Raw genomic sequence first — 25,879 nt, forward strand, 5'->3', positions numbered from 1 at the left:
ACGCACGAATAATCACGACGACGCGGGATTTTATTATGATGTCGCGCTATGGTATTTCATTGATCTGGCAATGGCCGAAAATACAAACGATTCAACTGAACGGCCGCACGCGAGTAAGTGGCACATGCTCGCCGAATTCGCGGTCATTGTTCTGGTGACATGGGCGAGCGCAAAGCTACCGCTGCAATGGGGTCTCGCGGGCTGGCTTTCTATCGCGCTGTTCGAATGGCTGCAGAGTCGATTTACCGTTCTCCGCACCCATTGGCTCTCGCTCGTCAAGCTGTGCTGGCCGATTGGACTCGGCATCCGCACGGCCCTCGAGGTGCCTCATCTCGTGCTCGGAATACCGGCTGGCATTGGTGTTTGGGCGATTTCCGTGCTGGCGCTGGAGGCATTCGAACGGCGCATTGGACTGAGGCCGCGCACGGTCGAATCTGAGCCAGCCGGGCAGAATGCTGAGCGTCCTGCGCGCGCCGTTCACGACGGCCCACGTGGCGGCAGCGCCTGGGGCGGTGACGAGCCTGTCCAGACACCCGAAAACGAGCCAGTCCGCGTGATCTGTGCGGAAGAGATTGCCATGGGCGGCCCGGTCGTCTGCGACTTTCTGCTCCCCGACGGCATCGTGCTGCTCAATGGCGGCGCATCGGCTCGCTTTTCCCGCGATGGACGCTACTTCGTGTCCCCCATGCCAAGTCGCGGCGCATGGGGGCTGTACGTATTCGACCGTCGGGAGCGCGTTCTGTACCACTGCCGCGAGTCGCGCTTCTGGGAACTTGACGAGGTCACCGAGACAGACGTCAAGGGGCGGGTCAGTCCGCTTACGCACGATCAACCCTCGGTGGTGCCGCTCGCAGAATTGATCGCCACAGGCAGGCCTGAGCGCTTCGTCGCCGTGCAGGACCTCTGGCTACAGGAGTCGCTCGTCGAAGACCTCGCAAAACGGCATGCGCACGAGGAGCCGCCGCCGGGGCCGCCGGGATCGCCGGTTGTCGAATGCCGTCATTGGCTGCCCGAGTCTTTGCGCACGCTCGACGATCCGCTTGCCCTGCTCCGGCGACCGCAAGGCGACATATTTGTCGATGGCGTGGCCACCGGGTTAAAGGTGTTCTCGAAAACACTGACCATCGACTGGTGCGGCGGCGGCCCCACCTTTATCTGCACCGCGATGGCGGCCGACGACTACGCGACGCGTCGCCGTCAATGGAGCGCCGAGCATGGATTCACGCTGATCGACGACACGGCGTCGCCCGTTTCCCCGCACCCCTAGAACTTCGGATGGCATTCGAAATTCACCGACGATGCGTGCTCGGTCATCATCTCCACGCCGCTCACCGTTTCAGTCGTGACACTGCTTTGCATGCCGCGACGTTCGCAGAAATCGCGCGCCTCGCTTACCGCGTGTTCATGCGCCCGAGCCCAGGCCATCCGGCCGCCGGTTGCGCTCGCCGCAACGGTGTAAGTGCCGGGTTTGTCGGTAGCGACAACATCGGTCGACGATGCACATCCCACAAGGCTCGCGCACGTGGCGATCGCCGCGAGAAGCAGGCGCGCCCGGGTGGCCAGCTGGTTTTGGCGCTGCGACGCTGCGGGTGCCCGCTCCTCACCGGATGTGTGATCTGAAAAAATAGGGTTGAAGCTGCTCATCTACATTTATTAACTGTTTTTCCAATCCCGAAATTATCCGCAATCAGGCGCGCCAGATCAGCCTCCTCTACTGAAAACACTGTTGCATGCGCTTGAACAATCGCCGCCAGGTGCCGCCGGGACGGGACTTCGCCAAGCCTCGGCCGGCTGGACGACTCAGGCGATTGCGCCGGCCTGAGCCGCGCTTCTCCGGTCTTTTCCTGCCATGCAGTATCTGCACTCTTCTCATAAAAACAATGCACTGGCTTTATCCCGCCAGTTGACTTGAAATTAGCACGGTCATTCCATTTTGCCGCGACCGGTCGGGGTCGCCAGGGTCGAAGAATTCGGACCCCACGCGCTCCCGCATAAAGACAGTGCAATCAAGTCCGCTACAAGCGGATATAAAAAGAGGAGACATGCATGCGTTTTATCAATCATGGCGTTTGCGGAGCGACGCTGATTCTTGCCGCCGGTGGCGCCGCGGCCGCCGAGTCAAGTGTGACCTTGTATGGCGTCGTCGATGCGAACATTCAGTATCTGGATAACGGCGGCGTCCATTCGTATGCAGAGAAAAGCGGCGGCTCGACCGGTTCCCTGTTCGGCCTGAAGGGTACGGAAGACCTGGGCGGCGGCCTGAAGGCGCAGTTCAACGTCGAAACGGGTTTTAACGTGAACAACGGCGGGCTGTTCGCCGACACCTCCGCGCTCTTCTATCGCCAGGCCTGGGTCGGTCTGAGCGACGACAAATACGGTTCGTTGACCATGGGACGGCAGTACGAACCCAGCTTCCGGGTCATCTATCCGTCCGATCCGTTTCGCGCGAACGAGGTGCTGTCGCCGTTTTCGGCCACGGTCCTCGCGGTGGACCGGAACACGCTCTCGACGCAATACGATTCCGGCCGCGCCAGCAATTCGGTCATGTATCAATCGCCGAATCTCAAAGGCCTGCAGTTCTACGGCATGTATGCGTTCGCCGCCACGGTGACGCAGCCTGTGCCGGCCACGACAGGCAACATGCTGAACGTCGCGGCCAACTACTCCGGCTACGGTTTCTACGCCGGCGTTGCGTACGTCAACCAGCACTCCGGGCGGGAAACCATTGCCGGCTTGCCTGCCGCGCTGAGCCTGTTGGGCACCGAGCACTTCATTGGCGCGCTCGCTTACCGGATCGGCATCGTGAACTTCCAGTTCAACTATTCCTATAACCGTGCGCAAGACCCGGCGCCAGGGTCGCTGGCCGCTCATCTGGGCACCGGGCACTCGCTGAGCATTGCGGAGTTGGGCGCCACGATTCAGGCCACGCCAGTCGACGTGATCGAGATTGCCGGAGTTCAGCGCAATGTGCGCGGCACGCATGACAACACGCCAGGCATCGAGCTGGGTGTCGATCACTCGATATCTCAACGCACGAGCCTGTACATGCGGGCGGGCTACATGAAGAACAACGGCACGGCTACGGTGAGCTGGCCGGGTGTGACCGTGACCGCACCTGGAACGAAGCAGATTCTTGCGACGGTGGGCATGACGCACCGGTTCTAACGCGAACCGCCGCGGCAGCGTGGCACGGAAGCCTCGTTGCCCGACGGCGGGTGCGCCTGAAGCAGCCCGCGCGAATCATGGTTTGCCGCGTTCCTGTCGAGCGGCGGCAGGCACGGCGAAGGCGGCGAGGTCCTGACGGCGGAACGCTCGTGAAGCCCTCACGGCGCTGCGCTCGCGCTGGCCGGTGCGCTCGGCAGTGAGTGGGCCGCGCTGCCGCCTGCGTCCGGCGGAGCGATGTCGTCCGGCGTGGGCGTCGGCGCCAAAGCCGGCTCGCCGCTGCCATGCGCCTCACCGTCGACGGAGCCGTTCGCTGCACCATTCACCGCCCCACTCGCCGGCCCAGGCGCTTGAAGAAGCGGCGGCTGCGCGGCCAACGGTTTCGGTTCGACATCCACAGCGGACGCCGGCGCAGGCGTCGGTGCAGGCGCGGTGGCGGCAGGCACGTGTCGTGTCGTATTGCGCTTGACGACCGGCGCTTCAGTCTTCGTGGACTGCGCCGTGAACAGATGCTGGAACCACTCGCGCAACCTGCCCGAGCGTTCCGCAAACCAGCCCGGCTGCTGATCGGTCGCGAATCTGACCCGGCTGTCGATCAGCTTCGAGCGTTGCGCGCGCTGGAAAAAGTCGCCGACGATTGGCAACGCGCTGTGCGCCCCCTGGCCCCAATAGTCGCTGCGCAAGGTCACCCGGCTGTCGTTGAAGCCGACCCACGCGCCTGCCACGAGCTGCGGCTGGATCAGGATGAACCAGCCGTCGGCGTTACCTTGCGTGGTGCCCGTCTTGCCCGCGACGTCGCCGCGAACGCCGAAGCGGCTGCGAATGCTCGAGCCCGTGCCCCGGCTCACCACGTCGCGCATCACGTCGACGAGCGTGCGGGCGGCGTCGGGGGGCAACTCCTGCTTGGGCGGCGCGGGCGCGAATTCAGCCAGCACTTCGCCGTTGCGGTCTTCGATACGCGTGACCATCACCGGCTCCACGTAGCCGCCGAGGTTGGCGATCGTGCCGTAGGCCGAGACCATTTCCTTCAGCGTCACCGGACTCGTGCCGAGCGCGAGCGACGGCACCGGATCGAGTTCGCTGTCGCGCACGCCCATGGCGCGCGCCAGTCGCGCGACCTTGTTCGGACCGACCGTTTCCATCAACTGGGCCGTGATCCGGTTGCGGGAATACGCGAGGCCATCGCGCAGGCTGATGGCGCGTTCGCTCGGCTCATCCTCGTCGTTTGGCCGCCAGACTTCGCCGCCGGCCAGCGGGATCTCGATGGCTTTGTCGACAAACGTGTCGGAGGGTTTGGCGCCGTCTTCGAAGGCCGCGGCGTAGACGAACGGTTTGAAGGTCGATCCTGGCTGACGTCGTGCCTGCTGGACGTGGTCGAACGGATCCTGGCTGAAGTCACGGCTGCCGACCCACGCCTTGATTTGACCGTTGCGTGGGTCCATCGCCAGAAAGTCCGCCTGTACCCGGGTTTTGGATTCGCACACCGACTGCACCAGGTTGCGATCGGATGAGACGCGCTTGAGCGCTTCGTCGTCCGTCAGGCCCGCATCTTTCGCGGCGCGATAGTCGGGTGTTTCGCGCAGGAAAGTTTGCAGCAGATCGCGGCCGTTCGAACAAGCCGCGCGCGTGCCCCACGCCGAGTTGGCGATGCCTTGCAACTGGTTGCCCTGCAAGGTCACGGCCTGGGTGGCCATGGTTTGCAGGCGTGAGTCGATGGTGGTGCGCACCACGAGCCCGTCGGAATACATGTTGTAGTCGTTGCGATCCGCCCAGGCCGCGAGCCACCTGCGCAGTTGCTGTGCGAAGTGCGGCGCGGGTCCGGGCGGCTCGGTTTGCCGCTCGAAATCGATCCGCAGCGGACGGCGTGAGAGTGTCGCGTAGGCCGCGGGCGTGAGCTTGCCGTACTTGACCATTTGCGCCAGCACCGTATTGCGCCGTTGCAGGGCGCGTTCCGGGTTGAGCACCGGGTTGTAGTAGCTGTTGCCTTTGAGCATGCCGGTGAGCGTCGCGCTTTCCAGCACGTTCAGTTCACCGGCCGATTTGCCGAAATAGGTTCGTGCCGCCATCTCGATGCCGTAGGCGTTGTAGAGGAACGGCACCGTGTTGAGATAGGTCTCGAGGATCTCGTCCTTGGTGTAGAGCGCCTCGATCTTGAAGGCCGTGATCGCCTCCTTGATCTTGCGGGTCAGCGTGGGCGCACGGCCAATCTCATCGGGGTAAAGGTTGCGGGCGAGTTGCTGGGTGATGGTCGAGCCACCCTGGCGGTCGCCGGAAAACGTGTGCAGCGCGGCCGATGCTGTGCGACGCCAATCCAGGCCGAAATGCTGGTAAAAACGGTGGTCTTCCGTGGCGATTAGCGCGTTCACCACGTTTGGCGAGATGTCCTGGAGTTTTACCCACTCGCGGTTCGAGGGCTTGAATTCGGCCAGCAGTTTGCCGTCTGCCGAGAGGATTTGCGCCGGCTGCTCGATTTTCGCCTTACGGATATCGCCGATGCTGGGCGTGAACGGGATCAGGGCCAGCACATACACCACGAAGAGCGCGGGGATTGCGGCGCAGGCCCATGCCATGCCGCGCAGCGTGGGGTGGCGCAGGTGCCAGAAGGCTCTGGCGATGGGTTGGTTTGCCAGGGTTAGCCCTTTTTCAAGGGTCTGCAGGAGTTGGGGGATCAGGCGCTTCACTCGAGGGTACCGTTGTCGTTCTGCTTTGACGAAGGCAGCATCGTAGCAGGGGCTGGCTGGTGGTTTTGTTGTTGAGGTGGGTTTTTGGCGTTGCCGTGCTGTGGTCGTGGTCTGTTCTGCTGTTGGTCTTTTGGCCTTTCCTTGATTTGTTCGTGGTCTGTTTGGGTTGGTCTTTGGGCCTTTCCTTGATTTGTTAGTGGTCTATTAGCGTTGCCCCTGTGCGGGGCGGCACCTACTTCTCTTTGCCGGCCGCAAAGAGAAGTAGGCAAGAGAAAGCGGCTCAAACCGCTAATTCTTAAGCGGGTCCCCCGCACAGCCACGGTAGTGGTGCATCTGGAATCTGTGTTCTCGCACATTCGGCCTCAGTGATAAGGCCGTCATACCTCCGGCGGCGCTGCGCGCGCCGATACCCGGTTCATAACGCCGCCCGCCAGGTTCTTGCTGCCCCGATTTATCCCGTTCCCGGTTCGCCGTTGCATCGCTGTCACCAGGCGGGGTTTCGCTTTCCCGCTTTCCCTTGTTCCCTGATTCGCCGTTGCCTTGCTGCTGCCAGCGCAACCGCGGCAGCGATTACGATCGCACCGCGAAAGCGCCACACTGACGTTCCAGTTGAGGTGGGATTCGCCAATCGGAGCGGGAGCGTTTCGCCGAGGCGAAGCCAATGGCTCCCGCTGCGCGAAGCGAAGCCGCTGGTTTCCCGGGCAGACCCGTCCGCGACGCACGCAGTGCGGAGTGGGAGCTGATGAGTGCCTTGTCGCTAACGTGGAGTGTGCGGGGGCACGGATTCCAGATGCACCACTAGCGCTACTGTGCGGGGGACCCGCTTATGAGCTTGCGGTGTAAAGCCGCTTTCTCTTGCCTACTTCTCTTTGCGGCCGGCAAAGAGAAGTAGGTGCCGCCCCGCACAGGGGCAACGCTAATAGACCACTAACAAATCAAGGAAAGGCCCAAAGACCAAAAGACCAAAAGCCCAACAACAGAACAGACCACGACCACAGCAAGAAAAACCAAAGCGGCACCGCCAAACAAACCCAGGCCCTGAACAACCCCAAACCCTTCCCCTCTATAATGTCGGCAATTCTGACAAGAGGTGCTTCATGATCATCAAACCGCGCGTGCGTGGCTTCATCTGTGTATCGACCCATCCGACCGGCTGCGAAGCCAACGTCAAGGAACAGATCGAATACGTCAAGACACGCGGCCCCATTGCCAATGGCCCGAAAAAAGTGCTCGTGATCGGCGCCTCAACCGGCTACGGCCTCGCCGCCCGCATCAGCGCCGCATTCGGCTCCGACGCCGCCACGCTCGGCGTCTTCTTCGAACGCGCCGGCAGCGAAACCAAAGCCGGTACGGCCGGCTGGTACAACACCGCAGCCTTCGAAAAATTCGCAAAAGAAAAAGGCCTGTACGCGACCAGCATCAACGGCGATGCCTTCTCCGATGAAGTCAAGCAACGCACCATCGAAGTCATCAAGCGCAATCTCGGTCAGGTCGACCTGGTCGTCTACAGCCTGGCAGCACCCAAACGCACGCATCCGAAAACCGGTGAAGTGTTCACCTCGACCCTGAAGCCGGTCGGCAAGGCCGTCAAGCTGCGCGGCATCGACACCGACAAGGAAGTCGTCAAGGAAACGGTCCTCGAACCCGCCACACAAGAAGAAATCGACAACACCGTCGCAGTGATGGGCGGCGAAGACTGGCAGATGTGGATCGACGCCCTCCTCGACGCCGGCGTGCTCGCCGACGGCGCGAAAACGACCGCGTTCACCTATCTCGGCGAAAAAATCACGCACGATATCTACTGGAACGGCTCGATCGGCGCGGCCAAGAAAGACCTCGACCAGAAAGTGCTCGGCATCCGCGAGAAACTGGCGGCCAAGGGCGGCGATGCACGCGTCTCGGTGCTCAAGGCTGTCGTCACGCAAGCAAGCTCCGCGATCCCCATGATGCCGCTGTATCTGTCGCTGCTCTTCAAGGTCATGAAGGAAAAAGGCACGCACGAAGGCTGTATCGAGCAGGTCTACGGTCTCTACAAAGACAGCATGTACGGCGCAACGCCGCACATCGATGAAGAAGGCCGTCTGCGCGCCGACTACAAGGAACTCGATCCCGAGGTGCAGGCACGTGTCCAGGCACTCTGGACCCAGGTGAACGACAACAACATCTACGAACTCACCGACTTCAGCGGCTACAAGACCGACTTCCTGCGTCTGTTCGGATTCGAGATCGCCGGCGTGGACTATGAAGCCGACGTCAACCCGGACGTGCAGATCCCCGGGCTCGTGCAGATCTGAGTCTTCGCGGGGCATCCACTGCCCCGCTTGCCTGAAAAATTTGAGTTGCAGTCGGTCGCCCATCCAGGGCTAAACCCATGAGGTCTGGCACGCGATGACCTTCGAAGCGGGCAAAGCTGGCGAAGCGGCGATGTGGCAACTCGTACAGCGCTATACAGGTCGGGTCGGATACCGGCGCGGCGTCAAGTCCGAAGGACTTTCAGCGTCCCCGCCGGTCATCGATTGCTCAGGATGGACCGCCCTGCTTCTCGCCCAGGCCCTGCAAGCGGAAAACGCGGCGGCCTCCCGCACGATCTTCGCCGCTGACAGCATCGAAGCCCTGCACGTGTGGTCCGACCGGATCATCCACGAGATCGAGCACCGCACAGGATTCATTCTTGAGGGGGCCGAGGTCACGGCCGACGCGCTTGCGCGCTGCGCAACCATCGGTTTGAAAATGGGCGAACCCGCATGGGCGGCCAATCATCCCCGGCCGCGCGGTATCACCCATATCGTTCAGGTCGTCCGTCGCCCGGACGATGGCGCGCCGTTCGTTTCCGAGGCATTCGGCGGTTCGGTTGCGCCAGGCATCAGCCTTACGCCGCTGACGGAGTGGCTTGCCCGCTCGCAGCCGTCTGTTCTCGCGAACGAGATATGGGCGGTAGACGCATTTCGAATGGCCTCGTAGCCGAACTGCCTGTCAACTGCCCGGCCAACTGCCTGTCAGCAGGGAAACGCCCCCTGAAGCGAGCGCAGAATGGCGAGCCCGATCGGAAAGTCGTCTGAAATACTCGGATGATTGGTGAAAAACTGATCGAGCAGCGGATAGACGTTCTGGTTGCCGATTGCCAGGTTTGGCGGCGGACAGAACAGCGGCGGACGTTTCTTCGACACCAGGTCCCCGTTCGCCCAACCCAGTGCGTTGATCGTGCCCGTAATGTAAGCCGCGTACACCGAGTTGTTGTCGGTATGCGCCCAGAGCTTATATTGCGCCGCCGTCATCTCGGCGCTTGCGTTGAGCGTACAACAGGCTGTCAGCACAGCCAGTGCAAATTTCAGTACTCGCATCTTCAAACCTTCAATCTGTGTTGCGAAACCGGCCATTGTAGGCGAGTCGCGCCGAGCTACACAGAAGCACCCTGCACCTGGACTTTCGTAAGCATTTGACCGGTATTTTTGTAAGCATTCGCCTGCGAACGGGCCCGTCACGCCAACATCGCCACAGTTCGGCAGCGTCGGCCTGTTCGCCAAGGCGGCACAGCAGGGCGCCGCCCTGGTGGAGTAACCGCACGGCTTACGGCGTGCCGTTGCGGCAATACGCCAGGTAGCCAGGACGCGTGGCCAGGCGCGCCATGTAAGCCGTCAGCGCGGGAAAACCGCCATGCTGTAGCGGCGTTTCGAGCCAGCGGTTGATCGAGAGCGCGATCGGGATGTCCGCAAGCGAGAACGATGGTCCGGCGATGAAGGCACCGGTCGTCTCCAGTTGCCGGTCGACGATCGCAATATGCCGGGTCCAATTTACGCAAGACAGGTCGATTTGCTGCGGATCCTGATGCGCCGGCGAATTGCGGACCAGCGCCAGAAACGCGTAGCTCCACGCCCGATTCAGTTCGCTCGCCTGCCAGTCGATCCATTGATCGCATTTCGCGCGTTCGCAAGGGTCCCCCGGGTAGAGGAACTCGCCACCATAACGGCCGGCCAGATAACGGATGATCGAGTTGGACTCCCACAGCACGAACTCGCCGTCCCGGATCACCGGCACCATTGCATTCGGGTTCAAAGCGACGAATTCGGGCACGTTGGTCGTCCTGAATCCTGAGCCCCAATCTTCCCGTTCAAACGGCAGGCCGAGTTCGGTACATGCCCACAGCACTTTGCGGACGTTGATGGATGAGGCTTTGCCTAGTATCTGAAGCATGGCTGGTCGCTGCCCGTTCGGTCGCTATGGAGGAATACACCGGGAATCCGGTTCGAATCGTAGCGTATCCGCGACGTGACAAAGCGGACATGGACACTTTGCGCGCAGTGCACAGGGCCAGCCCGCCAACCTGACTCAAACCGACTCAAACCCCGCCAGCACATTCACCGCATTCACCCCAATCGCCGCGACTGCATAGCCACCTTCCATCACGAACAACGTCGGTTTCCCCAATCGTCCGATCGCCTCGCCTATGCGCAGATAGTCCGCGCTGCGCAGCTTGAATTGCGAAATCGGGTCTTCTTCGAAAGTATCGACACCGAGCGACACCACCAGTGCATCCGGCGCGTAATCGGCGACACGCGCGCACGCCGCGTCGAGCGCCACCGTATAGTCCGCCCACGCCGTACCCGGTTGCAGCGGGAAGTTCGCGTTGTAGCCGAGGCCCGCGCCCGCGCCGGTTTCGTCGGCGTGGCCGAGAAAGAACGGATACTCAGTGCGCGGATCGCCATGCAACGACGCGAACAATACGTCCGAACGCTGATAGAAAATGCTTTGCGTGCCGTTGCCGTGGTGATAATCGACGTCGAGAATCGCCACGCGTGTTGCGCCCGCATCGAGGAACGACTGCGCCGCCACCGCCGCGTTGTTGATATAGCAGTAGCCGCCCATATAGTCCGCCGCGGCGTGGTGCCCAGGCGGGCGGCATAACGAAAATGCGCCGCGCGCGCCTTCCCTCACGTGGCGCGCGCCGGTGAGCGCCACGTTCACCGCGTCGCTGACGGCGGCCCACGTACCTGCGGTGATCGGCACACCCGCATCCATCGAGTAGTAGCCTAGCTTGCCGTCGATATCTTCCGGCACGCGGTCCTGGCGCATGCCGCGCACCGGCCATATGAGCGGCAGCGCGTCATGTTTGCGGCCGAGCGCGCTCCATTCGTCCCACGCGCTGCCAAGAAACGCAATGAAGCCTTTGTCGTGAATACGCTGCACCGGATCGAGTCCGAACGATGCGGGCGCAATCACGTCGCCGAGTTTCGTTTCGCGCACCCGTTCCAGGATGAAATCAGCGCGGCTCGGCATCTCGAAGCAAGGCTTCATTTCGCCGTCGATCAATTCAGCGTGGCCATGATGCAGCCGGTGCCGATCGCTATATACAGTCAACATGCAATGTCTCCTCAGAATGCTTGCTGCTTGAATCCGTCACTCAATCCGGCGGGGTCCGTCACACTCGTGGATACGATGCTCAGGGTGCGCCCTCCTGAGTCCGGCGTACGCCATCGCTCGTCGCGAGGATGCCGTAGCAGGCCGGCCGCCGGTCGCGAAATACGCCCCATGCATGGCGTGTCGCGGCAACCGCATCCAGATCGAAACGATGCAGCAGGATCGCGGGCTCGTCACGCCCTGCTTTCTTCACCTGCTCGCCATACTGATCGGCGATGAACGACGAGCCGTAATAGCGCTGCGGGAAGTCGCGGCCTTGCTCGCGGCCGGTGCGATTCGCGGCGATCAGCGGCACCAGGTTCGCGCCTGCGTGGCCCTGCATCACACGCTGCCAGTGCGGGCTGCTGTCGAGCGACGGGTCTTGCGGTTCGCTGCCGATCGCGGTCGGATAGAACAGCAGTTCTGCACCGAGCAGCGCCATCGCGCGGGCCGTCTCCGGGAACCACTGGTCCCAGCAGATACCGACGCCGAGTGTGCCGTAACGCGTCGGCCAGACGCGGAAACCTGTGTCGCCGGGCGTGAAGTAGTACTTCTCGCTGTAGCCCGGGCCGTCGGGGATATGGGTTTTGCGGTAGCGGCCGAGCACGCGGCCATCGGCGTCGATCATCGCCACCGTGTTGTAGAAGACGTTGCCGGCCCGTTCGAAGAAACTGATCGGCAGGACCACGTCCAACTCTGCCGCGACGCGGCTAAACCGCGTAATGGCGGGATGGCCCTCGAACGGCAGCGCATGACGGAAGTGCTTTGAATCCTGTTCGGTGCAGAAATACGGCAACTCGAACAACTCGGGCAGCAGAATCACCTGTGCGCCCTGTGCCGCCGCTTCACGCACGAGGCGCTCGGCCTCGGCGAGATTCGCCTCGCGATCCCATCCAGGTACGGCCAACTGGATTGCCGCCACGCTGACTGCACGCATCTCATGTCTCCCTTGTATTCGTCTGGGAAAATTCTGCCCGAGGTGCGCGAGTGAGCGATAACGGAGAAGCGGTCATCGAGGGGATAAATGTGGCCAATGTGGCCCGGCGTCAGTCGTTCATGAGGAGACTTTGCGGCACGAGGTTGCGCCGGCCGGTACGTCGGCTTCGAGGGACGTTTCGACAGAACCGCCAGTCAGGCGTAGCGGTAATCGCTCGGACAATGGCCCGTCCAGCGGCGGAACGCGTGCCGGAAGCCCGCCGTTTCGCTATAGCCGAGCCGCTCGGCAATATCCGACATCGACAGTCGCGTACGCGTCAGATAGTCGAGCGCGAGATCGTGGCGCACGCGGTCGAGTAGCGTCTGGAAGGCGGAGCCGCTGCCCGCCAGGCGTCGCCTGAGAGTGCGCTCCGACACGCACAGCGCATCGGCGAGCGCGCGCAGCGAACCGTAGCGGCAGGGGTCGGAATACAGCAGGCGCAAGCTGCGCGCGGTCACGTCGTTGCCCGCCGCGGTGGCCCATTCGCGCTCCAGTTGTGCGCATTGCTGGCGCGACATCAGATAGCTCACCGGCTCGGCGAGCGGGAGCGGTTCGTCGAGCCAGCTGGCCGGAAAAATCAGGGCGTTTTCGGTGGCGTCGAACGTGGCGTGACGGCCTATGCGCGCTTCGTAGGCATCCGCGTGAGCGGGTGCGTTGAACGTCACCTTAAGCGTATCCGGCGCGCGCCGTGCCGACAGCACGTCGCAGACGATCGCCCACATCGAGGCGAGACACATGTCGGTATTGATCACAGCGAGATCCGGCCGGTAGTGATAATCGGCCGCGACGATCGCGGCTTCCTCCGCGTTGCGGCGCAGCGAAACCTTGAAGTAACTTCCGAGCAGTACGGGAAAGTCCTGGGCGCATTGCAGCGCGTCGCCGAGCGTGGGACTCACCAGCATCGCGTAACCGAGGATGCCGTAGCTCGAAATATGCATGGCGCGGCCAATGTCGAGACCAATACGCGTATCGCCGCAGGCGCGCAGCGCGTTGGCGAACACCATCAGTTCCTGCGCGTGCGTGACAAGCCCGGACGGCTGCCGCAGATCGCCTGCGCCGACGCCGCTTCCCGCCAGCAACACGTCGGCGCCAATCCCCTGCCGCTCCAGCAGCGAGACGGCGGCGGCAATCGTATGCAGGGTCGCAACGCATTGGGCCGGCGACGGGCATTGGGAACACGGCGCATCGGTCATGGGCAGATCTCTCGGGTTCCCTCGATGAATCGATGATATTTGATCAAATTTCCCAAAAGAAAAAATCCGTGTCATGATTTGATGAAATCTCATGATGCAAAACGCCCAGCTTTCCCGAACAGGCAGCGCGTCGCGCAAGGTTTGCCGCCCCCGCCCTGCTTCGCGCCGTCTTCATCAACCGACTGGAGTCAACCTTGCAAAGCGACCTGCGCGACGATCTACGCGAGTTCCTGGAACATCACCACATCCACGAAGTGGAATGCGTGATACCGGACATGACGGGCGTTGCGCGCGGCAAGATCGTGCCGAAGAACCTGTTTCTCTCGGAAGGCAAGATGCACATGTCGAACGCGTTGCTGATGATCACAGTCAACGGCGAGTTCGCGGATTTCGAGCGCTTTGTCGGACCGAGCGATCCCGACATGGTCTGCATTCCCGATCCGAACACGGTGCGGCTCGTGCCGTGGGCGATCGAGCAGGTCGCAGTGGTGATCCACGATTGCGTCGGACTCGACGGCGCGCCGATCGGCATTTCACCGCGCGCGGTGTTGCGGCGCGTACTGAAGCTCTATGAGGAAAAAGGCTGGCGCCCCGTGGTTGCGCCGGAGATGGAGTTCTACCTGATCGCGCAGAACAAGAATCCGCATGAACCGCTGCGCCCGCCACTCGGCCGCGCGGGGCGTCACGAAGCGGGACGCCAGTCGTTCTCGATCGACGCCGTCAACGAATTCGATCCGTTCTTCCAGGAGCTTTCGCGTTTCTGCGAGACCACACATCTCGGCGTCGAAACGCTGGTGCATGAAGTCGGCGCGGGACAAATGGAGATCAATTTTTCTCACGGCGACGCGCTCGATCTCGCCGACCGCGTGTTCCTGTTCAAGCGGGCGGTTCGAGAAACCGCCTTCCGCCATGGCATTTTCGCGACGTTCATGGCCAAGCCGATGGAGCATGAACCAGGCAGTGCGATGCATATTCATCAGAGCATCGTCGACCGTGAAACCGGCGAGAACATTTTTTCGCTCCCCGACGGCACCGCCAGCCCGCTGTTCTTCAACTATATCGGCGGTTTGCAGAAGTACATGCCGCAAGCCATGCCGATGTTCGCGCCCTACGTGAACTCCTATCGGCGCCTGTCGCGGTTTACCGCCGCGCCGATCAACGTGCGCTGGGGTTACGACAACCGCACCTGCGGCATCCGCGTGCCGAACTCCGGACCAGACGGCCGGCGGCTCGAAAACCGCGTGCCGGGGGTCGACGTCAATCCGTATCTGGCCATGGCGGCCACCCTCGCCTGCGGCTACCTCGGCATGGTCGAGCAGCAGGAAGTGTCGGCGCCGATGGTCGAAAGCGCCTACGACCTCGAATACGAATTGCCGCGTGGTCTCGAAGACGCCCTCAAGGCGCTCCTGAAGTGCAGCGAACTCGCCGACGTGCTCGGCGAGAACTTCGTGCAGGCCTATTGCTCGGTCAAGGAAAAGGAGTTCGAGACCTTCTCGCAAGGCATCACCGCGTGGGAACGCGAGCATCTGCAACTGCTCGTCTGAACGCGGGCAGTTTATGGAAACGTCATTGGAGAAGCAGGATTTGGATACCCGTCACGGCATCAACTGGGAGCACGCGCAGGCGCTTGTCGAACGCGAGCGCCGCGCTTTTGCGGAGGCCATGCCGGCATCGCGCGCGCTGTCCGAACGCGCCGCGCGCCATCTGTTGTTCGGTGTGCCGCTGCACTGGATGAACGACTGGTCGACGCCCTTCTCGCTCTATGTCGACGAGGCGCGCGGCGCCTCGTTTACCGATGTGGACGGCCATCGTTACGCCGACTTTTGCCTCGGCGACACGGGCGCGATGTTCGGCCATTCACCCGCCCCCGTGGCCCGCGCGCTGGCGGCCCAGGCTGAGCGCGGTCTGACGACCATGCTGCCGGGCGAGGACGCCGCGTGGGTCGGCGAAGAGCTGGCGCGCCGTTTCGGACTGCCCTACTGGCAGTTCGCAATGACGGCGAGCGACGCCAACCGCTTCGCGCTGCGCTGGGCGCGTGCCGCGACCGGGCGCAGCCAGATCGTGATCTTCAACGGCTGCTATCACGGCACCGTGGACGACGTATTCGTCGATCTCGTGGACGGCAAGCCGCAACAGCGCGACAGCCTGATCGGCCAGGTGCACGATCTGCTCGAAACCACGCGTGTGATCGAATTCAACGATCTTGCCGCGCTGGAGAACGCGCTGAAAGACGGCGACGTGGCCTGTGTGCTGGCTGAGCCCGCGATGACCAACATCGGCATGGTGCTGCCCGAGGCGGACTACTGGCGCGAGGCGCAAGCGCTCATGCGCCGCTACGGCACCCTGCTCGCCATCGACGAAACCCACACCATCAGTTGCGGGCCGGGCGGTTACACGAGGGCGTACGGCCTCGAACCCGACCTGTTCATCCTCGGCAAACCGGTGGGCGGCGGCTTTCCGTGTGCGGTGTACGGTTTCAGCGCCGAACTGGCGGCCCGTGCGCAACACGCCAAGCGCAGTGCCCCGCCCGGCCACTCCGGCATCGGCACCACGCTGACGGCCAACATGCTGGCGATGAGCGCGATCCGCGCGACGCTTGCCGAAGTGATGACCGAGGCCGCCTACGATCACATGTTCGCGCTCGCAGAACGGATCGAGGCGGGCCTGACGAATGCGATCGCGCGTCATGGCCTCGCATGGTGCGTGACATGCGTCGGTGCCCGCACCGAATTCCAGTTCACGCCAACCCCGCCGCGCAACGGCATGGAAGCCGGCCGCCAGCTCGACCCGGAGCTGGAGCAGATCGTTCATCTGTATCTGCTCAATCGCGGCGTGCTGATCACGCCATTTCACAACATGATCCTGGTTTGCCCCGACACGTCGGTCGCCGACGTCGACAGACTGGTGTCGATGTTCGACGCCTGCCTCGCCGAACTGACCACGGGAGCCTCTCTGGATCGCGGCTGATCGGGTACGGCCGACGCTAAACTGTCGGCCTTTCTGCTGTCTCTTTCGGCTTCTATTTCGAGCTTTATGAAAACTTCGCGCCATCACACGCTGCAGGACCAGACCTACGAAACGCTGCGGCAATGGCTGACGATCGGGCGCTTCGTGCCGGGCGAGCGCATCAAGATCCGTCACGTCGCCGCCGAACTCGGCGTGGGCGAGATGCCGGTGCGCTCCGCGTTGCAGCGCCTCGCGGCCGAATCGGCGCTGGTGAACGTGCCCAATTGCGGCGTGACGGTGCCACGCCTATCGAAAGAACAATTCGACGACGTGCTGCGCGTGCGCCTGATTCTCGAAGGCCAGGCCGCCGAACTGGGCACGCCGCATCTCAGCGCGCGCGATCTGGACACGCTGGAAAAGTTGAACGATGCAATGGAACGGGCTCTGCGGACTACGGACGCCAAGGGTTATCTCGACGCCAACGAAGCGTTCCATCTGATTCTGTACCGCGCGGCCGGTTCACCGCTTCTACTCGAGTTGATCGAAACGGTGTGGCTGCAGGTCGGGCCGATTTCGAACCTGCTATTTGGCGATGCGCAGTTTGCCGGCACACTCAACGATGCGCACGACGAATTGCTGAACGCCGCGAAGGCGCGCGACGCAGCGGGCGTGCGGCGTGCGATCGAACACGATCTGAGTCATGCGGCGCGTTGTTTGCGGGCACAGTGTCTGTGAGGATCGCGCTTACATCAGGCCTTCAACGTCGCCTGTTCAAGAATCATGTCGTACAGCGCCTGTGCCGCCGGCGATAAATGAGCCGTCTTGCGCGCCACGAGAACCAGCGTGCGCGAGACCACCGGATGCGTAAGCTCGATGGTGCGAACCGTCGGATACGCACCCTTCTGGATGGCGAGCGCCGGCACCACGGCCGCCCCCACTCCCTGAGCGACCAGGCCGACCGCCGTCGAGCTGCGTTGCACTTCATAGAAAGAGCGCAGCGACAGCTCGCTTTTCTCTAGCGCAACATCGAGCAAGGCGCGATTGCCGCTAACCTCGCCGGCAAAGATCAGCGGATAGGGCTGCAATTGCGGCCACGCGATGCGCCGCCGTTTTGCCAGCGGGTGATCTTCATGGCAAATCAGCACGTAGCGGTCTTCCGTCAACGGCACACTGGCGAGATCCGGATGATGCTCGCCGGCGATATTGATGCCGAACTCCACCTCGCGGCGCAACACCGCCGCCTCCACCGCGGAGGACGCGTGATCGAGAATCTTGATGCGGTTATGCGGATGACGCGCCGCATACGCCTGCAGAATGCGCGGCAGATACTGCACGCCCACGGTCGGCACACAGGCAATCGACACGTCGCCGCGACGGGCCACGCCCGTCTCGCGAATCTCCACCAGCGCATCGGCAAGCTCGCCCAATAAACGGCGTGCCTGCGGCAAAAAACTGCGCCCTATTTCCGTCAGCGCCATGGAACGGGTGGTCCGCTCGATCAGCGTGACGCCGAGAAACGCTTCGAGCTTACGCAGGCGTTGGGTAATGGCCGTTTGCGTGACGTGCAGCGAATCAGCCGCGCCTTGAAAGCTGCCGCGATCTGCAATCGCAACGAACGCCTGGACGCCTAGCGTGTCGATTTTCATTAGAAAAATGAAGGAATAGGAATGATAAATTCATTTTACTCCGCCTTCGCCACCGCACAGAATGAGCGGATTGGATCGGGTCGGCATCGCACGCGGTGAACGGATGTCGGCGAACATGGCTTGGTGGCCAGGATGGCAGGGCAACGGAGGGAAAGATGACTTCATCGACGGATTGGGCGGCAAAACAGTACATGTTGTTCGAAAACGAGCGTACGCGCCCGGTCAGGGATCTGCTGGCGGCGGTCCCGGCAACGGCCGTGCGGGTCGCGGTCGACATCGGCTGCGGTCCCGGCAACTCCACCGAAGCGCTGGCGGCCCGCCTGCCCGGCGCGACGGTCAGCGGCATGGACAGTTCCCCGGACATGATCGAGGCAGCCCGCAAACGCCTGCCGCAATTCCAGTTCGACGTGAGCGACATTGCGACGTGGGATGCGCCGGGTCCGTACGACCTGATTCTGGCGAATGCCGTGCTGCAGTGGGTGCCCGATCACGAGCCGCTGTTTGCGTCGCTGGTGAAGAAACTTGCACCGGGCGGCAGCCTGGCCGTGCAGATGCCGGACAACCTCGACGAACCGGCGCACCGCCTGCTGCGCGAAATCGCGGCGGACGGCCCATGGGCTCACAAACTCAAGGGCGTGGAACGCACCATGCGCTATGGCGCCGACTGGTACTACGGGCTGCTCAAGCCGCTGTGCGAGCGGGTCGACGTGTGGCGCACCGTCTACCATCACCCGCTCGCAGGCGGCGCGGACGCGGTGGTCGAATGGTTCAAGGGCAGCGCGCTGCGGCCGTTCCTGGCCGAGCTCGACGACCGCGAGAAAGGGGTCTTCCTGGCACGCTACCGGGATGCGATCGCAAAGGCTTATCCGGCGCTCGCCGACGGCACCGTGCTGCTGCCGTTCCCGCGGCTGTTCATCGTCGCGACGCGCTGACGCGGCCGGGACGGCGGCCGGCTGGCAACTGCCGCCGCATGCTGTTTGTGGTGCCGGAGCCGCCAGGGTCAGTCAGGCATTGCCGCTCGTGAATTCTGCGTGATATTGTGTAACGGAAGCGGAGGACGGCTTGCCGTCCTTACCGGAACGCAATTTACAGCAGCGAGCGTCGCCATGAGTGATGTACGCCATCATCTGAGTCCACGGGACCGTTTGGAGCTGTTGTGCTGGCTCACCTGCGGTTGCCTCGGCGCTTATTACCTGAATGAGGACTGGCCTGACGCGGCGTTTCACGTGCAGGCCGCCCATAAGTGGCTCGACCACCGGTCCCGGGAAGCGGACTGGTTGAGCATCGCCAGACTGTCGGCCACCGCGCTGGAGATTGCGCGGCGGCACGCGAAATTTGTCGAGGCCGATTGGGCGCGGGACGCCGTCGAGGAAATTCTCGATACGGACGAACTCGATCCCCAGGCGCGGCTGGTGAAGCAGGTGCTGGCGGATTGCCAGAGCGCCCTTGCGGACAAGCGCCTGGCCGATTAACGGCAGACTAGAAATTGTGCCGTATGCCGACGATCACGGAGAGTTGCTTATCCGTGTCCGAGTTGACGATATTCGAAATCTGCGCCAGATTTTCAGTCTGCCCTGTCGCCGGATCGATCGCGAGGCCGGCGCCGGATGATTTCTGCCCGATCGCGACCGCATAGACCGCTGTCCGCTTCGACAAGCTGTACACCGCCCCCAGGTTGATCTGATGCACGCGCGTTGAGGCACCGCCACTCGGTTTGGCATCGTTGAAGATATACGCCAGACCAAGCTGCAGATCCGGCGCGAGCATATACGTCGTGTTCAACTCGGCAATGTCGAACGCGATATCCGCCCCGTCGGGTCGCGCCGCACTCGCGAAATACTGGCTCTGCGACAGCCGCGTGTGCGTGTAGCTGAGCGCCACGCTCGCCTTGCCGAACGCATACGAACCCCCTGCTCCGAATATCCTCACCTTGCTCGCCTGCTGCAGCAGACAATACTGTGCATCGGCATTCGAGCAACTGAAATCGCCGATATACCCGGCAGTGCCGCCTAAGGCCGCCTGCAACGGCTGGTTCAGCTCCAGATACCCCGCGCTCAACGACAACGGCCCCTGCGCGTAATTCGCCGCCAGCGACCAGCCCTTGTTCTGCGAAAAATTCCCTGCCACGCCCCCAAGGCTGAACAGCCCGCCAACCGTCAAACCACCGAAGCTCGGGCTGATGTACTTGATCGAGTTGTTGAAGTTGAACGCCTCGTTGAGATTGTCGACGTCGCCGAAATGCGAGCCGTATAGCGTCGCCCAGTTATTGCTTGACGCGTACGCGCCCATGTAGTCGGAGAACGGATCGTATTGACGGCCGACTGTCAGCGCGCCGTAGTTGGCGTTGTTTAAACCGACCCACGCGTTGCGGTTGAATAGCGTATTCGATTGCAGCATCGTGCCGCTGCCGATCAGAAAACTGTTCTCCAACGTGAAGTTCACCGTGGTGCCGCCGCCGATTTCCTCGGCGCCTGTCAAACCCCAACGCGACGGCACCAGATTGCCGCCCGCCAACTGGTAATTCGCGTGGCCGTTGGTGCTGCCGTTGGCGAGCGTCGTCTGCTGGTTGGTCGTGTAGACGACGCCGGCGTCGACCGTGCCATAGAGCGTCACCGAAGATTGCGCATGGGCGCCCATCGCGAGGCCGCACGTGGCCAGCGCAAGCGCCGAGCGCTTGACGAATTTGTCTGCCATATCTCTGTCGAAAGTTAAGTGGTGAAATCAGCAAGAACAACGGGACGAACGACACCGCTCCGCTGCCGTTCGGGAATGAACAGCAGCAGTCGATCGTTGGAACGTAAGGAGGTGGCGCGCGCTGGGTACCTGGCGCGCCCTTCGATTACTGCCCGAAGCGTGCGTAGATATCCGGCCGCTTCTTACGCAAGATGAGACCGATCATGACGCCGACGAGCGCCACGGCGAATACGATCCAGGGGAAGGATTTGACGATCGGGCTATCGGAGCCGCTGAGCGCGTCGAGATTGCGCACCAGAATCACGCCGATATACAGCAGGCCAATGCCGCCCACCAGAGGCGCAACAAACGAGTGCCATATGCGCGTGTCCTTACGCGTCTTACGGAAGAACGCGATAACAGAAAAACTCGTCACCGCTTGCAGCATCACGATACCGATCGTGCCGAGCGCCGAACTCCAGCTGAATACGATGTTAAACGCATCGCTGCCGGCCGCGATGAAGATCCCGAGCAGAACGCACACGGAGAGTGTTTGCAGATAGCTCGCCACATACGGTGAGCGGTATTTTTCGTGCACCCGGTTGAGCGCTTGCGGCAGGATCCCCTCCAGGCTAAGCGCATGGATATAACGCACCAGCGTGTTATGGAACGACAGCAGACTCGCGAAGATACTGCTGAGCAACAGGAAGCTCATCACAGTCGTCACCGCACCGCCCAGGTACTTGCCGGATTGTATGAACCAGAAGTCGCCCGGTTGCTTCGTCGCGACCGCGACCACGTCATTCAGTCCGTACGCGCAAACAATCGTCCACGTGACGAAAGCGAAGAAAACGAGGATCAGCATGACCGACACATACGTCGCGCGCGGCACAGTCACTTTCGGATCGCGACACTCCTTACCGTAAATTGCCGTCGCTTCAAAACCGATAAACGACGCGAAGGCGAACATCACTGCGATGCCGAGGTGGCCGCTGAACACATGTTCCGGCGTGAACGGCGCGAGCGTGAGGCCGTTCGGGCCACCGCCGTGCACCACAATTGCAATCGCTAGCAGCAACAGAATGCCGAGTTCGAGACACATCAGCACGCCTAGCAGCCGGCTATTCAGATCGATGCCGCGAATGCCGGTGAATTGCACCACGGCCACGCAGATCAGCGAGTAGCCGTACCAGGGCATCGCGGTGTGCAGCAGCGGAGAGAGAATCACCGTGCAGAAGAATCCAAACAGCCCGTACAGCGCGATCTGGATAAAGGTGTACGACATCAGCGCGACGAGTGCGCCGGCCATGCCCAGCGGCCGTCCGAGTCCGGCCGTGATGTAAGCGTAAAACGCGCCGGCGCGCACCACGTGGCGACTCATCGACGCAAATCCCACGCTGAAAATCAGCAGCACCACGCCGGCAATCACGAACGCGCCTGGAATGCCCGCGCCGTTGCCCAGACTGATCGCGGGCGGCACCGCGCCGAGCATGCCGGTCAGCGGCGCGGCTGCGGAGATTACGAGGAACACGATCTGCCACAAGCCCAGCGTATTGCCCTTCAGTTCCACGGGATTCTCCGCGTCGATCAGACGGGTCGGAGAGTAGGGTTCATTCATGGCTGCCTCTGTTTTTGTTGGCTAGTCTGGAATTCGCCTAAACCCGGGACATGCTGGTCCAGACGCTCGGTTGACCGACATTCGATGCTTCGGTGTGAGCGCATGGTAGGTAGCTAAAAAATAAAACGTCTTCGCGAACTGCGCCATTTTTTCGATAATTTGCGCCAATGCGCGCGCCTGGCGGGCACCGCGGTTCGCAGCAAATACTTAGGATGTTGAAGTTATTTTTCGTGTGACGATTGCGCGCCCTCCTGCTTTCAGAGTGAAAGAAATTTTTAGTATCACGAGCGTTTATTGTTTCTTCCAGTTGCGCGTGGCGCGCCACAAAACTGTCGCATCGGCATAACCCACGGCGCGAGCGATCGCCGCATTAGTCAGCCCGTCACGCTCAAGCAGTCCTTCCACACTGCGCTGCCGTTCCTCGCGCACGATTTGCCGTACGGAGGTCCCCGCCTCGGCCAGATGCCGCTGCAACGAGCGATGGGAGAGGCCAAGATCTTTCGCGATGTCCGCAACGATCAGTTTTTCATGGGCAAGCCGCCGCGTGACCAGATCGCGCACCTGCTCGACGATGCTGTGAGGCATCGCATCGCGCGCAATCAGATCCGTGGCATGGCGCTCCATCATGCGCGCCATTTGCGTGTCGGCGCTCTTGAGCGGCGCATCGAGATCTTGCGGGCGCAGGATCACGCCATTGAAAGGCTGTTGGAAGCGCACGGGTACGCGGAAAATGCGTGCATACGGCTTGAGGTCGGCGGGTGTGGCATGTTCGAAATGCACTTCGACCGGATTCCACGCCGCGCCGCGTACGGCGCGGATCATATGGCACATCGTCGACAAGCTGTACTCCGCATCCTGCCGGCGCGGCCATATCTGCGGATTGGCGATCTGATAGGTCCATACCGGCCATTCGCCATCGCGCAGCAACTCGCAGGTCGTGGTGTTCTGCCATGACGCGAGGGCGAGTGAGAACTTGCGCATCGCCGCGTTCAAGGTTGGTGACGAAAGAAACACGAGGCCCGCCGGCCCGAGCTCCGTCAGTTGCAATTCGCTGCCGAGACGCAAGCCGAGCAACGGTTCGCCGAGTACCTCGGCCGCGCGTTCGAAGGCCGCCACATAGCGGGTGAGCGGCAGAATTTCATAGGGGTTCGACAGGAGCTTGCGGCTCATGCCGAACGCTTCGAGCAGCGCGTCGCAATTGGCGCCTGATGCATCGAGTGCGCGCACAACTGGTCCCATTACCGCAGCGCGGATCATCGGGAAACTGCCGTTGAGCGTGACTTTTTTCATGCCGAGCGTCTCCTCTCAAGTCTTCGCTGATGTGCTGCTGTGTCATTGCACCTGGCGCACTTTATCGTTCATTTGGCGCGATAAGCAAGCGCGAAAATAATATTGAGTTCCTACGATTTGCCATCGACTCAGCGTTCGCCGCGCTCGGCTCATCTGCGCGGGACTGCGGTCCGGTCCAGCACAATCCTTACGGGAACCTTATGAATACGAATGCCACGAAAGCCGCTCACTCGCCCGTTCATCCGCTCGATCCGCTGAGTCCGGACGAAATGCAGCTTGCCTGCGATCTCGTGAAGGCCGCCGAAAAACTCGACGCGCAGGTTCGCTTTCCGATGGTCGAGTTGCGCGAGCCGCCAAAGGCCGAAGTGGTCGCATTCAAGGCAGGCGAGTACTTCTCGCGCACGGCGTTCGTTCTGGCAATCGACCGCACGAACGGTACGACCATCGAATACAACGTGGACCTGAGAGAAAAAAGAGTCGCCTCGCGCAACGCGCTGCCGTGCGATCGGGCGCCTTACGGCCAGCCGCCGATCATGATCGAAGACTTCATGAACGCCGAGCAGATCGTCAAGAACGACGCCGCATGGCGCGTTGCAGTATTGAAGCGCGGTCTGACCGAGAAGGATCTGGAGAACGTGCAGGTGGATCCGTTTTCCGCCGGCTGCTTCGACCGCGAGAACGAGAATGGCCGGCGCCTTGTGCGTTGCGTGAGTTACTACCGCGAGAGCGTGACCGATAACGGCTACGCGCATCCAATCGAGGGCGTGGTGGCGGTGGTCGATCTGCTTGAGAAGAGAGTGATCGAACTGGTGGACGACGGCCGCATCATTCCGATTCCACGCGCGAAGCACAACTACGACACGCCGAGCCTCGGCGAGCCGCGCAGCACGCTCAAGCCGCTGTCGATCAGCCAGCCCGAGGGTCCGAGCTTCAAGATCGACGGCTGGCACGTGAGCTGGCAGAACTGGAATTTCCGGGTCGGCTTCACGCCGCGCGAGGGGCTAGTGCTGCATCAACTGTCGTGGGACGACGGCAAGAATGCACGCCCGATCATCTACCGTGCGAGCGTGACGGAGATGTGCGTGCCCTACTCCGACCCGAGCACGAACCACTACTGGAAAAGCGCGTTCGATGCCGGCGAGTACGGCCTTGGCAAACTGGCGAACCAGCTTGAACTCGGTTGCGATTGTCTCGGCACGATCCGCTATTTCGACATCCCGTCCGCCGACGATTTCGGCAATGCGTTCCTGATGAAGAACGCCGTGTGCATGCACGAAGAGGATTACGGCACCCTGTGGAAGCACTATGAGTTCCGCACCGGCGTGTTCGAAATGCGCCGCTCGCGACGCCTTGTGATCTCCTTCTTCGCGACCGTCGGCAACTACGATTACGGTTTCTACTGGTACCTGTATCAGGACGGCACGATCCAGCTCGAATGCAAGCTGACCGGGATCGTCCAAACCTCGGCCGTGGCCGACGGCGACGCGTATCCGTGGGGCGGCATGATTACCGAAAACCTCGGCGGCCCGACCCATCAGCACTTCTTCAATGCGCGCATGCACATGATGGTGGACGGCGAGCGCAACAGCGTGACTGAGCACGAATTCGTGCCGCGTCCGATGGGCGAAACGAATCCGTACGGCAACGTCTTCGACACTACGAAGCGCGTATTCCAAACCGAAAGCGAAGCCGCGCGCGTGGCGAACGGCGGTACTGGACGTTACTGGAAGGTGACCAATCCGAACGTGAAGAACGCCGTCGGCGCCAATCCCGGCTACAAGCTGATCGTGAACGACTCCCCGCTCATGCTGGCGGACGAACGCTCCAAGGTTCGCCAACGCGGCGGCTTTGCTACGCGTCATGTGTGGGTCACACCGTTCGACCCGGCCGAGCGCTACGCGAGCGGTGACTATCCGAACCAGCATGCCGGCGGTGATGGCTTGCCGCGTTACATCCAAGCGAATCGCAACATTGAGAACGAAGACATTGTCTTGTGGCACAGCTTCGGACACACCCACGTGTGCAAACCCGAGGACTTTCCGGTGATGCCGGTGGAGTACGCCGGGTTCATGCTCAAGCCGAACAACTTCTTCTCTGCCAACCCGACGATGGACTTACCGTCCGAGCGTGACCAGAACAGCGTTGAAGACGGCAAGTCCGCGGATCATGGCTGCTGCAAGCACTGAACCGACCACGCGCCGCGCGCGAGCTGCGGCTGCACGCATAGCCGACGCGGCATGCGTGCGTACCGCGATTGCGGCGGACGCCACACACGTGCTGACGGCGAGCATGGGAGAGGC

Annotated in this window: 21 protein-coding genes; 10 read left to right on the forward strand and 11 right to left on the reverse strand. The window is 62.1% G+C overall.

Features of this window, described 5'->3' with window-relative positions:
• The first annotated feature begins 70 nt into the window (after window positions 1-70).
• Entirely contained in the window at window positions 71-1,267 is a 1,197-nt protein-coding gene (locus GH665_RS10340; RefSeq protein ID WP_153135785.1) for a hypothetical protein, read from the forward strand.
• Here GH665_RS10340 and GH665_RS10345 read toward each other — a convergent pair.
• The gene (locus tag GH665_RS10345; protein ID WP_246216186.1) at window positions 1,264-1,644 is read right to left on the reverse strand and encodes a hypothetical protein; all 381 of its coding nucleotides are present in this window, start codon (window positions 1,642-1,644) and stop codon (window positions 1,264-1,266) included. The genes GH665_RS10340 and GH665_RS10345 overlap by 4 nt on opposite strands.
• 402 nt (window positions 1,645-2,046) lie before the next feature.
• Between GH665_RS10345 and GH665_RS10350 the strand changes: the two genes are divergently transcribed.
• Window positions 2,047-3,165 (forward strand): porin, encoded by a 1,119-nt coding sequence (locus GH665_RS10350; protein WP_153135786.1) that lies wholly within the window; start codon window positions 2,047-2,049, stop codon window positions 3,163-3,165.
• Between the two features lie 158 nt (window positions 3,166-3,323).
• Here GH665_RS10350 and GH665_RS10355 read toward each other — a convergent pair whose 3' ends face one another.
• Window positions 3,324-5,843, reverse strand: coding sequence for a penicillin-binding protein 1A (locus GH665_RS10355; protein WP_153135787.1), 2,520 nt, complete (start codon window positions 5,841-5,843; stop codon window positions 3,324-3,326).
• A gap of 1,097 nt (window positions 5,844-6,940) precedes the next feature.
• Between GH665_RS10355 and fabV the strand changes: the two genes are divergently transcribed.
• Together fabV and GH665_RS10365 are read left to right on the forward strand one after the other, a co-directional pair.
• Window positions 6,941-8,137 (forward strand): enoyl-ACP reductase FabV, encoded by a 1,197-nt coding sequence (fabV, locus tag GH665_RS10360; protein WP_153135788.1) that lies wholly within the window; start codon window positions 6,941-6,943, stop codon window positions 8,135-8,137.
• Window positions 8,138-8,231: 94 nt separating this feature from the next.
• Window positions 8,232-8,804, forward strand: a complete 573-nt coding sequence (locus GH665_RS10365; protein WP_153135789.1) for a hypothetical protein — start codon at window positions 8,232-8,234, stop codon at window positions 8,802-8,804.
• A gap of 35 nt (window positions 8,805-8,839) precedes the next feature.
• On the opposite strand, the gene GH665_RS10370 is transcribed toward GH665_RS10365, so the two are convergent.
• The 5 genes from GH665_RS10370 to GH665_RS10390 form a co-directional block, all read right to left on the reverse strand.
• Window positions 8,840-9,184: a Rap1a family protein gene (locus GH665_RS10370; RefSeq protein ID WP_153135790.1), complete on the reverse strand. Its 345-nt coding sequence runs from the start codon at window positions 9,182-9,184 to the stop codon at window positions 8,840-8,842.
• A gap of 226 nt (window positions 9,185-9,410) precedes the next feature.
• On the reverse strand, window positions 9,411-10,034 hold the full coding sequence (locus tag GH665_RS10375) for a glutathione S-transferase family protein (protein WP_153135791.1): 624 nt from the start codon (window positions 10,032-10,034) through the stop codon (window positions 9,411-9,413).
• Window positions 10,035-10,169: 135 nt separating this feature from the next.
• Complete coding sequence (locus GH665_RS10380; protein WP_153135792.1) at window positions 10,170-11,201, reverse strand: histone deacetylase family protein; 1,032 nt, start codon at window positions 11,199-11,201, stop codon at window positions 10,170-10,172.
• 79 nt (window positions 11,202-11,280) lie between these two features.
• Window positions 11,281-12,174: an N-carbamoylputrescine amidase gene (aguB, locus tag GH665_RS10385; protein WP_153135793.1), complete on the reverse strand. Its 894-nt coding sequence runs from the start codon at window positions 12,172-12,174 to the stop codon at window positions 11,281-11,283.
• 194 nt (window positions 12,175-12,368) lie between these two features.
• Complete coding sequence (locus GH665_RS10390; RefSeq protein ID WP_167530937.1) at window positions 12,369-13,406, reverse strand: AraC family transcriptional regulator; 1,038 nt, start codon at window positions 13,404-13,406, stop codon at window positions 12,369-12,371.
• A 206-nt stretch (window positions 13,407-13,612) separates the two neighbouring features.
• Between GH665_RS10390 and GH665_RS10395 the strand changes: the two genes are divergently transcribed.
• The 3 genes from GH665_RS10395 to GH665_RS10405 all read left to right on the forward strand — a co-directional run bounded on the left by GH665_RS10395 (window position 13,613) and on the right by GH665_RS10405 (window position 17,087).
• Window positions 13,613-14,950 (forward strand): glutamine synthetase family protein, encoded by a 1,338-nt coding sequence (locus tag GH665_RS10395; protein ID WP_153138366.1) that lies wholly within the window; start codon window positions 13,613-13,615, stop codon window positions 14,948-14,950.
• 40 nt (window positions 14,951-14,990) lie between these two features.
• Entirely contained in the window at window positions 14,991-16,373 is a 1,383-nt protein-coding gene (locus tag GH665_RS10400) for an aspartate aminotransferase family protein (RefSeq protein WP_153138364.1), read from the forward strand.
• A 66-nt stretch (window positions 16,374-16,439) separates the two neighbouring features.
• Window positions 16,440-17,087: a GntR family transcriptional regulator gene (locus tag GH665_RS10405; RefSeq protein WP_153135795.1), complete on the forward strand. Its 648-nt coding sequence runs from the start codon at window positions 16,440-16,442 to the stop codon at window positions 17,085-17,087.
• 14 nt (window positions 17,088-17,101) lie between these two features.
• Here the strand turns inward: GH665_RS10405 and GH665_RS10410 are convergent, their stop codons facing one another.
• The gene (locus tag GH665_RS10410) at window positions 17,102-17,998 is read right to left on the reverse strand and encodes a LysR family transcriptional regulator (RefSeq protein WP_153135796.1); all 897 of its coding nucleotides are present in this window, start codon (window positions 17,996-17,998) and stop codon (window positions 17,102-17,104) included.
• Window positions 17,999-18,153: 155 nt separating this feature from the next.
• On the opposite strand from GH665_RS10410, the gene tam reads away from it, so the two are divergent.
• Both tam and GH665_RS10420 read left to right on the forward strand, forming a co-directional pair.
• Complete coding sequence (tam, locus tag GH665_RS10415; RefSeq protein ID WP_153135797.1) at window positions 18,154-18,930, forward strand: trans-aconitate 2-methyltransferase; 777 nt, start codon at window positions 18,154-18,156, stop codon at window positions 18,928-18,930.
• 174 nt (window positions 18,931-19,104) lie between these two features.
• Window positions 19,105-19,470 carry a hypothetical protein gene (locus GH665_RS10420; RefSeq protein WP_028198761.1) on the forward strand — a complete coding sequence of 122 codons (366 nt, stop codon included), beginning with the start codon at window positions 19,105-19,107 and terminating at the stop codon, window positions 19,468-19,470.
• 7 nt (window positions 19,471-19,477) lie between these two features.
• Here GH665_RS10420 and GH665_RS10425 read toward each other — a convergent pair whose 3' ends face one another.
• From GH665_RS10425 to GH665_RS10435, 3 genes are all read right to left on the reverse strand, one after another.
• Window positions 19,478-20,692, reverse strand: a complete 1,215-nt coding sequence (locus GH665_RS10425) for a porin (protein ID WP_153135798.1) — start codon at window positions 20,690-20,692, stop codon at window positions 19,478-19,480.
• A gap of 145 nt (window positions 20,693-20,837) precedes the next feature.
• On the reverse strand, window positions 20,838-22,289 hold the full coding sequence (locus GH665_RS10430) for an APC family permease (protein ID WP_153135799.1): 1,452 nt from the start codon (window positions 22,287-22,289) through the stop codon (window positions 20,838-20,840).
• A gap of 291 nt (window positions 22,290-22,580) precedes the next feature.
• Window positions 22,581-23,579, reverse strand: a complete 999-nt coding sequence (locus tag GH665_RS10435; RefSeq protein WP_153135800.1) for an AraC family transcriptional regulator — start codon at window positions 23,577-23,579, stop codon at window positions 22,581-22,583.
• A 200-nt stretch (window positions 23,580-23,779) separates the two neighbouring features.
• Here GH665_RS10435 and GH665_RS10440 point away from each other — a divergent pair, with 200 nt between their 5' ends.
• On the forward strand, window positions 23,780-25,765 hold the full coding sequence (locus GH665_RS10440) for a primary-amine oxidase (RefSeq protein WP_153135801.1): 1,986 nt from the start codon (window positions 23,780-23,782) through the stop codon (window positions 25,763-25,765).
• Window positions 25,766-25,879 lie beyond the last annotated feature (114 nt).

This window comes from Paraburkholderia agricolaris, assembly GCF_009455635.1.
Classification (GTDB): Bacteria; Pseudomonadota; Gammaproteobacteria; order Burkholderiales; family Burkholderiaceae; genus Paraburkholderia; species Paraburkholderia agricolaris.

What these genes read in the sequence shown, in the direction of transcription:
- GH665_RS10340 (WP_153135785.1), top strand. Translation starts at nt 71, where the DNA reads ATGGCCGAAAATACAAACGATTCAACTGAACGGCCGCACGCGAGTAAG.
- GH665_RS10345 (WP_246216186.1), bottom strand. Translation starts at nt 1,644, where the DNA reads ATGAGCAGCTTCAACCCTATTTTTTCAGATCACACATCCGGTGAGGAG.
- GH665_RS10350 (WP_153135786.1), top strand. Translation starts at nt 2,047, where the DNA reads ATGCGTTTTATCAATCATGGCGTTTGCGGAGCGACGCTGATTCTTGCC.
- fabV (WP_153135788.1), top strand. Translation starts at nt 6,941, where the DNA reads ATGATCATCAAACCGCGCGTGCGTGGCTTCATCTGTGTATCGACCCAT.
- GH665_RS10365 (WP_153135789.1), top strand. Translation starts at nt 8,232, where the DNA reads ATGACCTTCGAAGCGGGCAAAGCTGGCGAAGCGGCGATGTGGCAACTC.
- GH665_RS10370 (WP_153135790.1), bottom strand. Translation starts at nt 9,184, where the DNA reads ATGCGAGTACTGAAATTTGCACTGGCTGTGCTGACAGCCTGTTGTACG.
- GH665_RS10375 (WP_153135791.1), bottom strand. Translation starts at nt 10,034, where the DNA reads ATGCTTCAGATACTAGGCAAAGCCTCATCCATCAACGTCCGCAAAGTG.
- GH665_RS10380 (WP_153135792.1), bottom strand. Translation starts at nt 11,201, where the DNA reads ATGTTGACTGTATATAGCGATCGGCACCGGCTGCATCATGGCCACGCT.
- aguB (WP_153135793.1), bottom strand. Translation starts at nt 12,174, where the DNA reads ATGCGTGCAGTCAGCGTGGCGGCAATCCAGTTGGCCGTACCTGGATGG.
- GH665_RS10390 (WP_167530937.1), bottom strand. Translation starts at nt 13,406, where the DNA reads ATGACCGATGCGCCGTGTTCCCAATGCCCGTCGCCGGCCCAATGCGTT.
- GH665_RS10405 (WP_153135795.1), top strand. Translation starts at nt 16,440, where the DNA reads ATGAAAACTTCGCGCCATCACACGCTGCAGGACCAGACCTACGAAACG.
- GH665_RS10410 (WP_153135796.1), bottom strand. Translation starts at nt 17,998, where the DNA reads ATGAAAATCGACACGCTAGGCGTCCAGGCGTTCGTTGCGATTGCAGAT.
- tam (WP_153135797.1), top strand. Translation starts at nt 18,154, where the DNA reads ATGACTTCATCGACGGATTGGGCGGCAAAACAGTACATGTTGTTCGAA.
- GH665_RS10420 (WP_028198761.1), top strand. Translation starts at nt 19,105, where the DNA reads ATGAGTGATGTACGCCATCATCTGAGTCCACGGGACCGTTTGGAGCTG.
- GH665_RS10425 (WP_153135798.1), bottom strand. Translation starts at nt 20,692, where the DNA reads ATGGCAGACAAATTCGTCAAGCGCTCGGCGCTTGCGCTGGCCACGTGC.
- GH665_RS10430 (WP_153135799.1), bottom strand. Translation starts at nt 22,289, where the DNA reads ATGAATGAACCCTACTCTCCGACCCGTCTGATCGACGCGGAGAATCCC.
- GH665_RS10435 (WP_153135800.1), bottom strand. Translation starts at nt 23,579, where the DNA reads ATGAAAAAAGTCACGCTCAACGGCAGTTTCCCGATGATCCGCGCTGCG.
- GH665_RS10440 (WP_153135801.1), top strand. Translation starts at nt 23,780, where the DNA reads ATGAATACGAATGCCACGAAAGCCGCTCACTCGCCCGTTCATCCGCTC.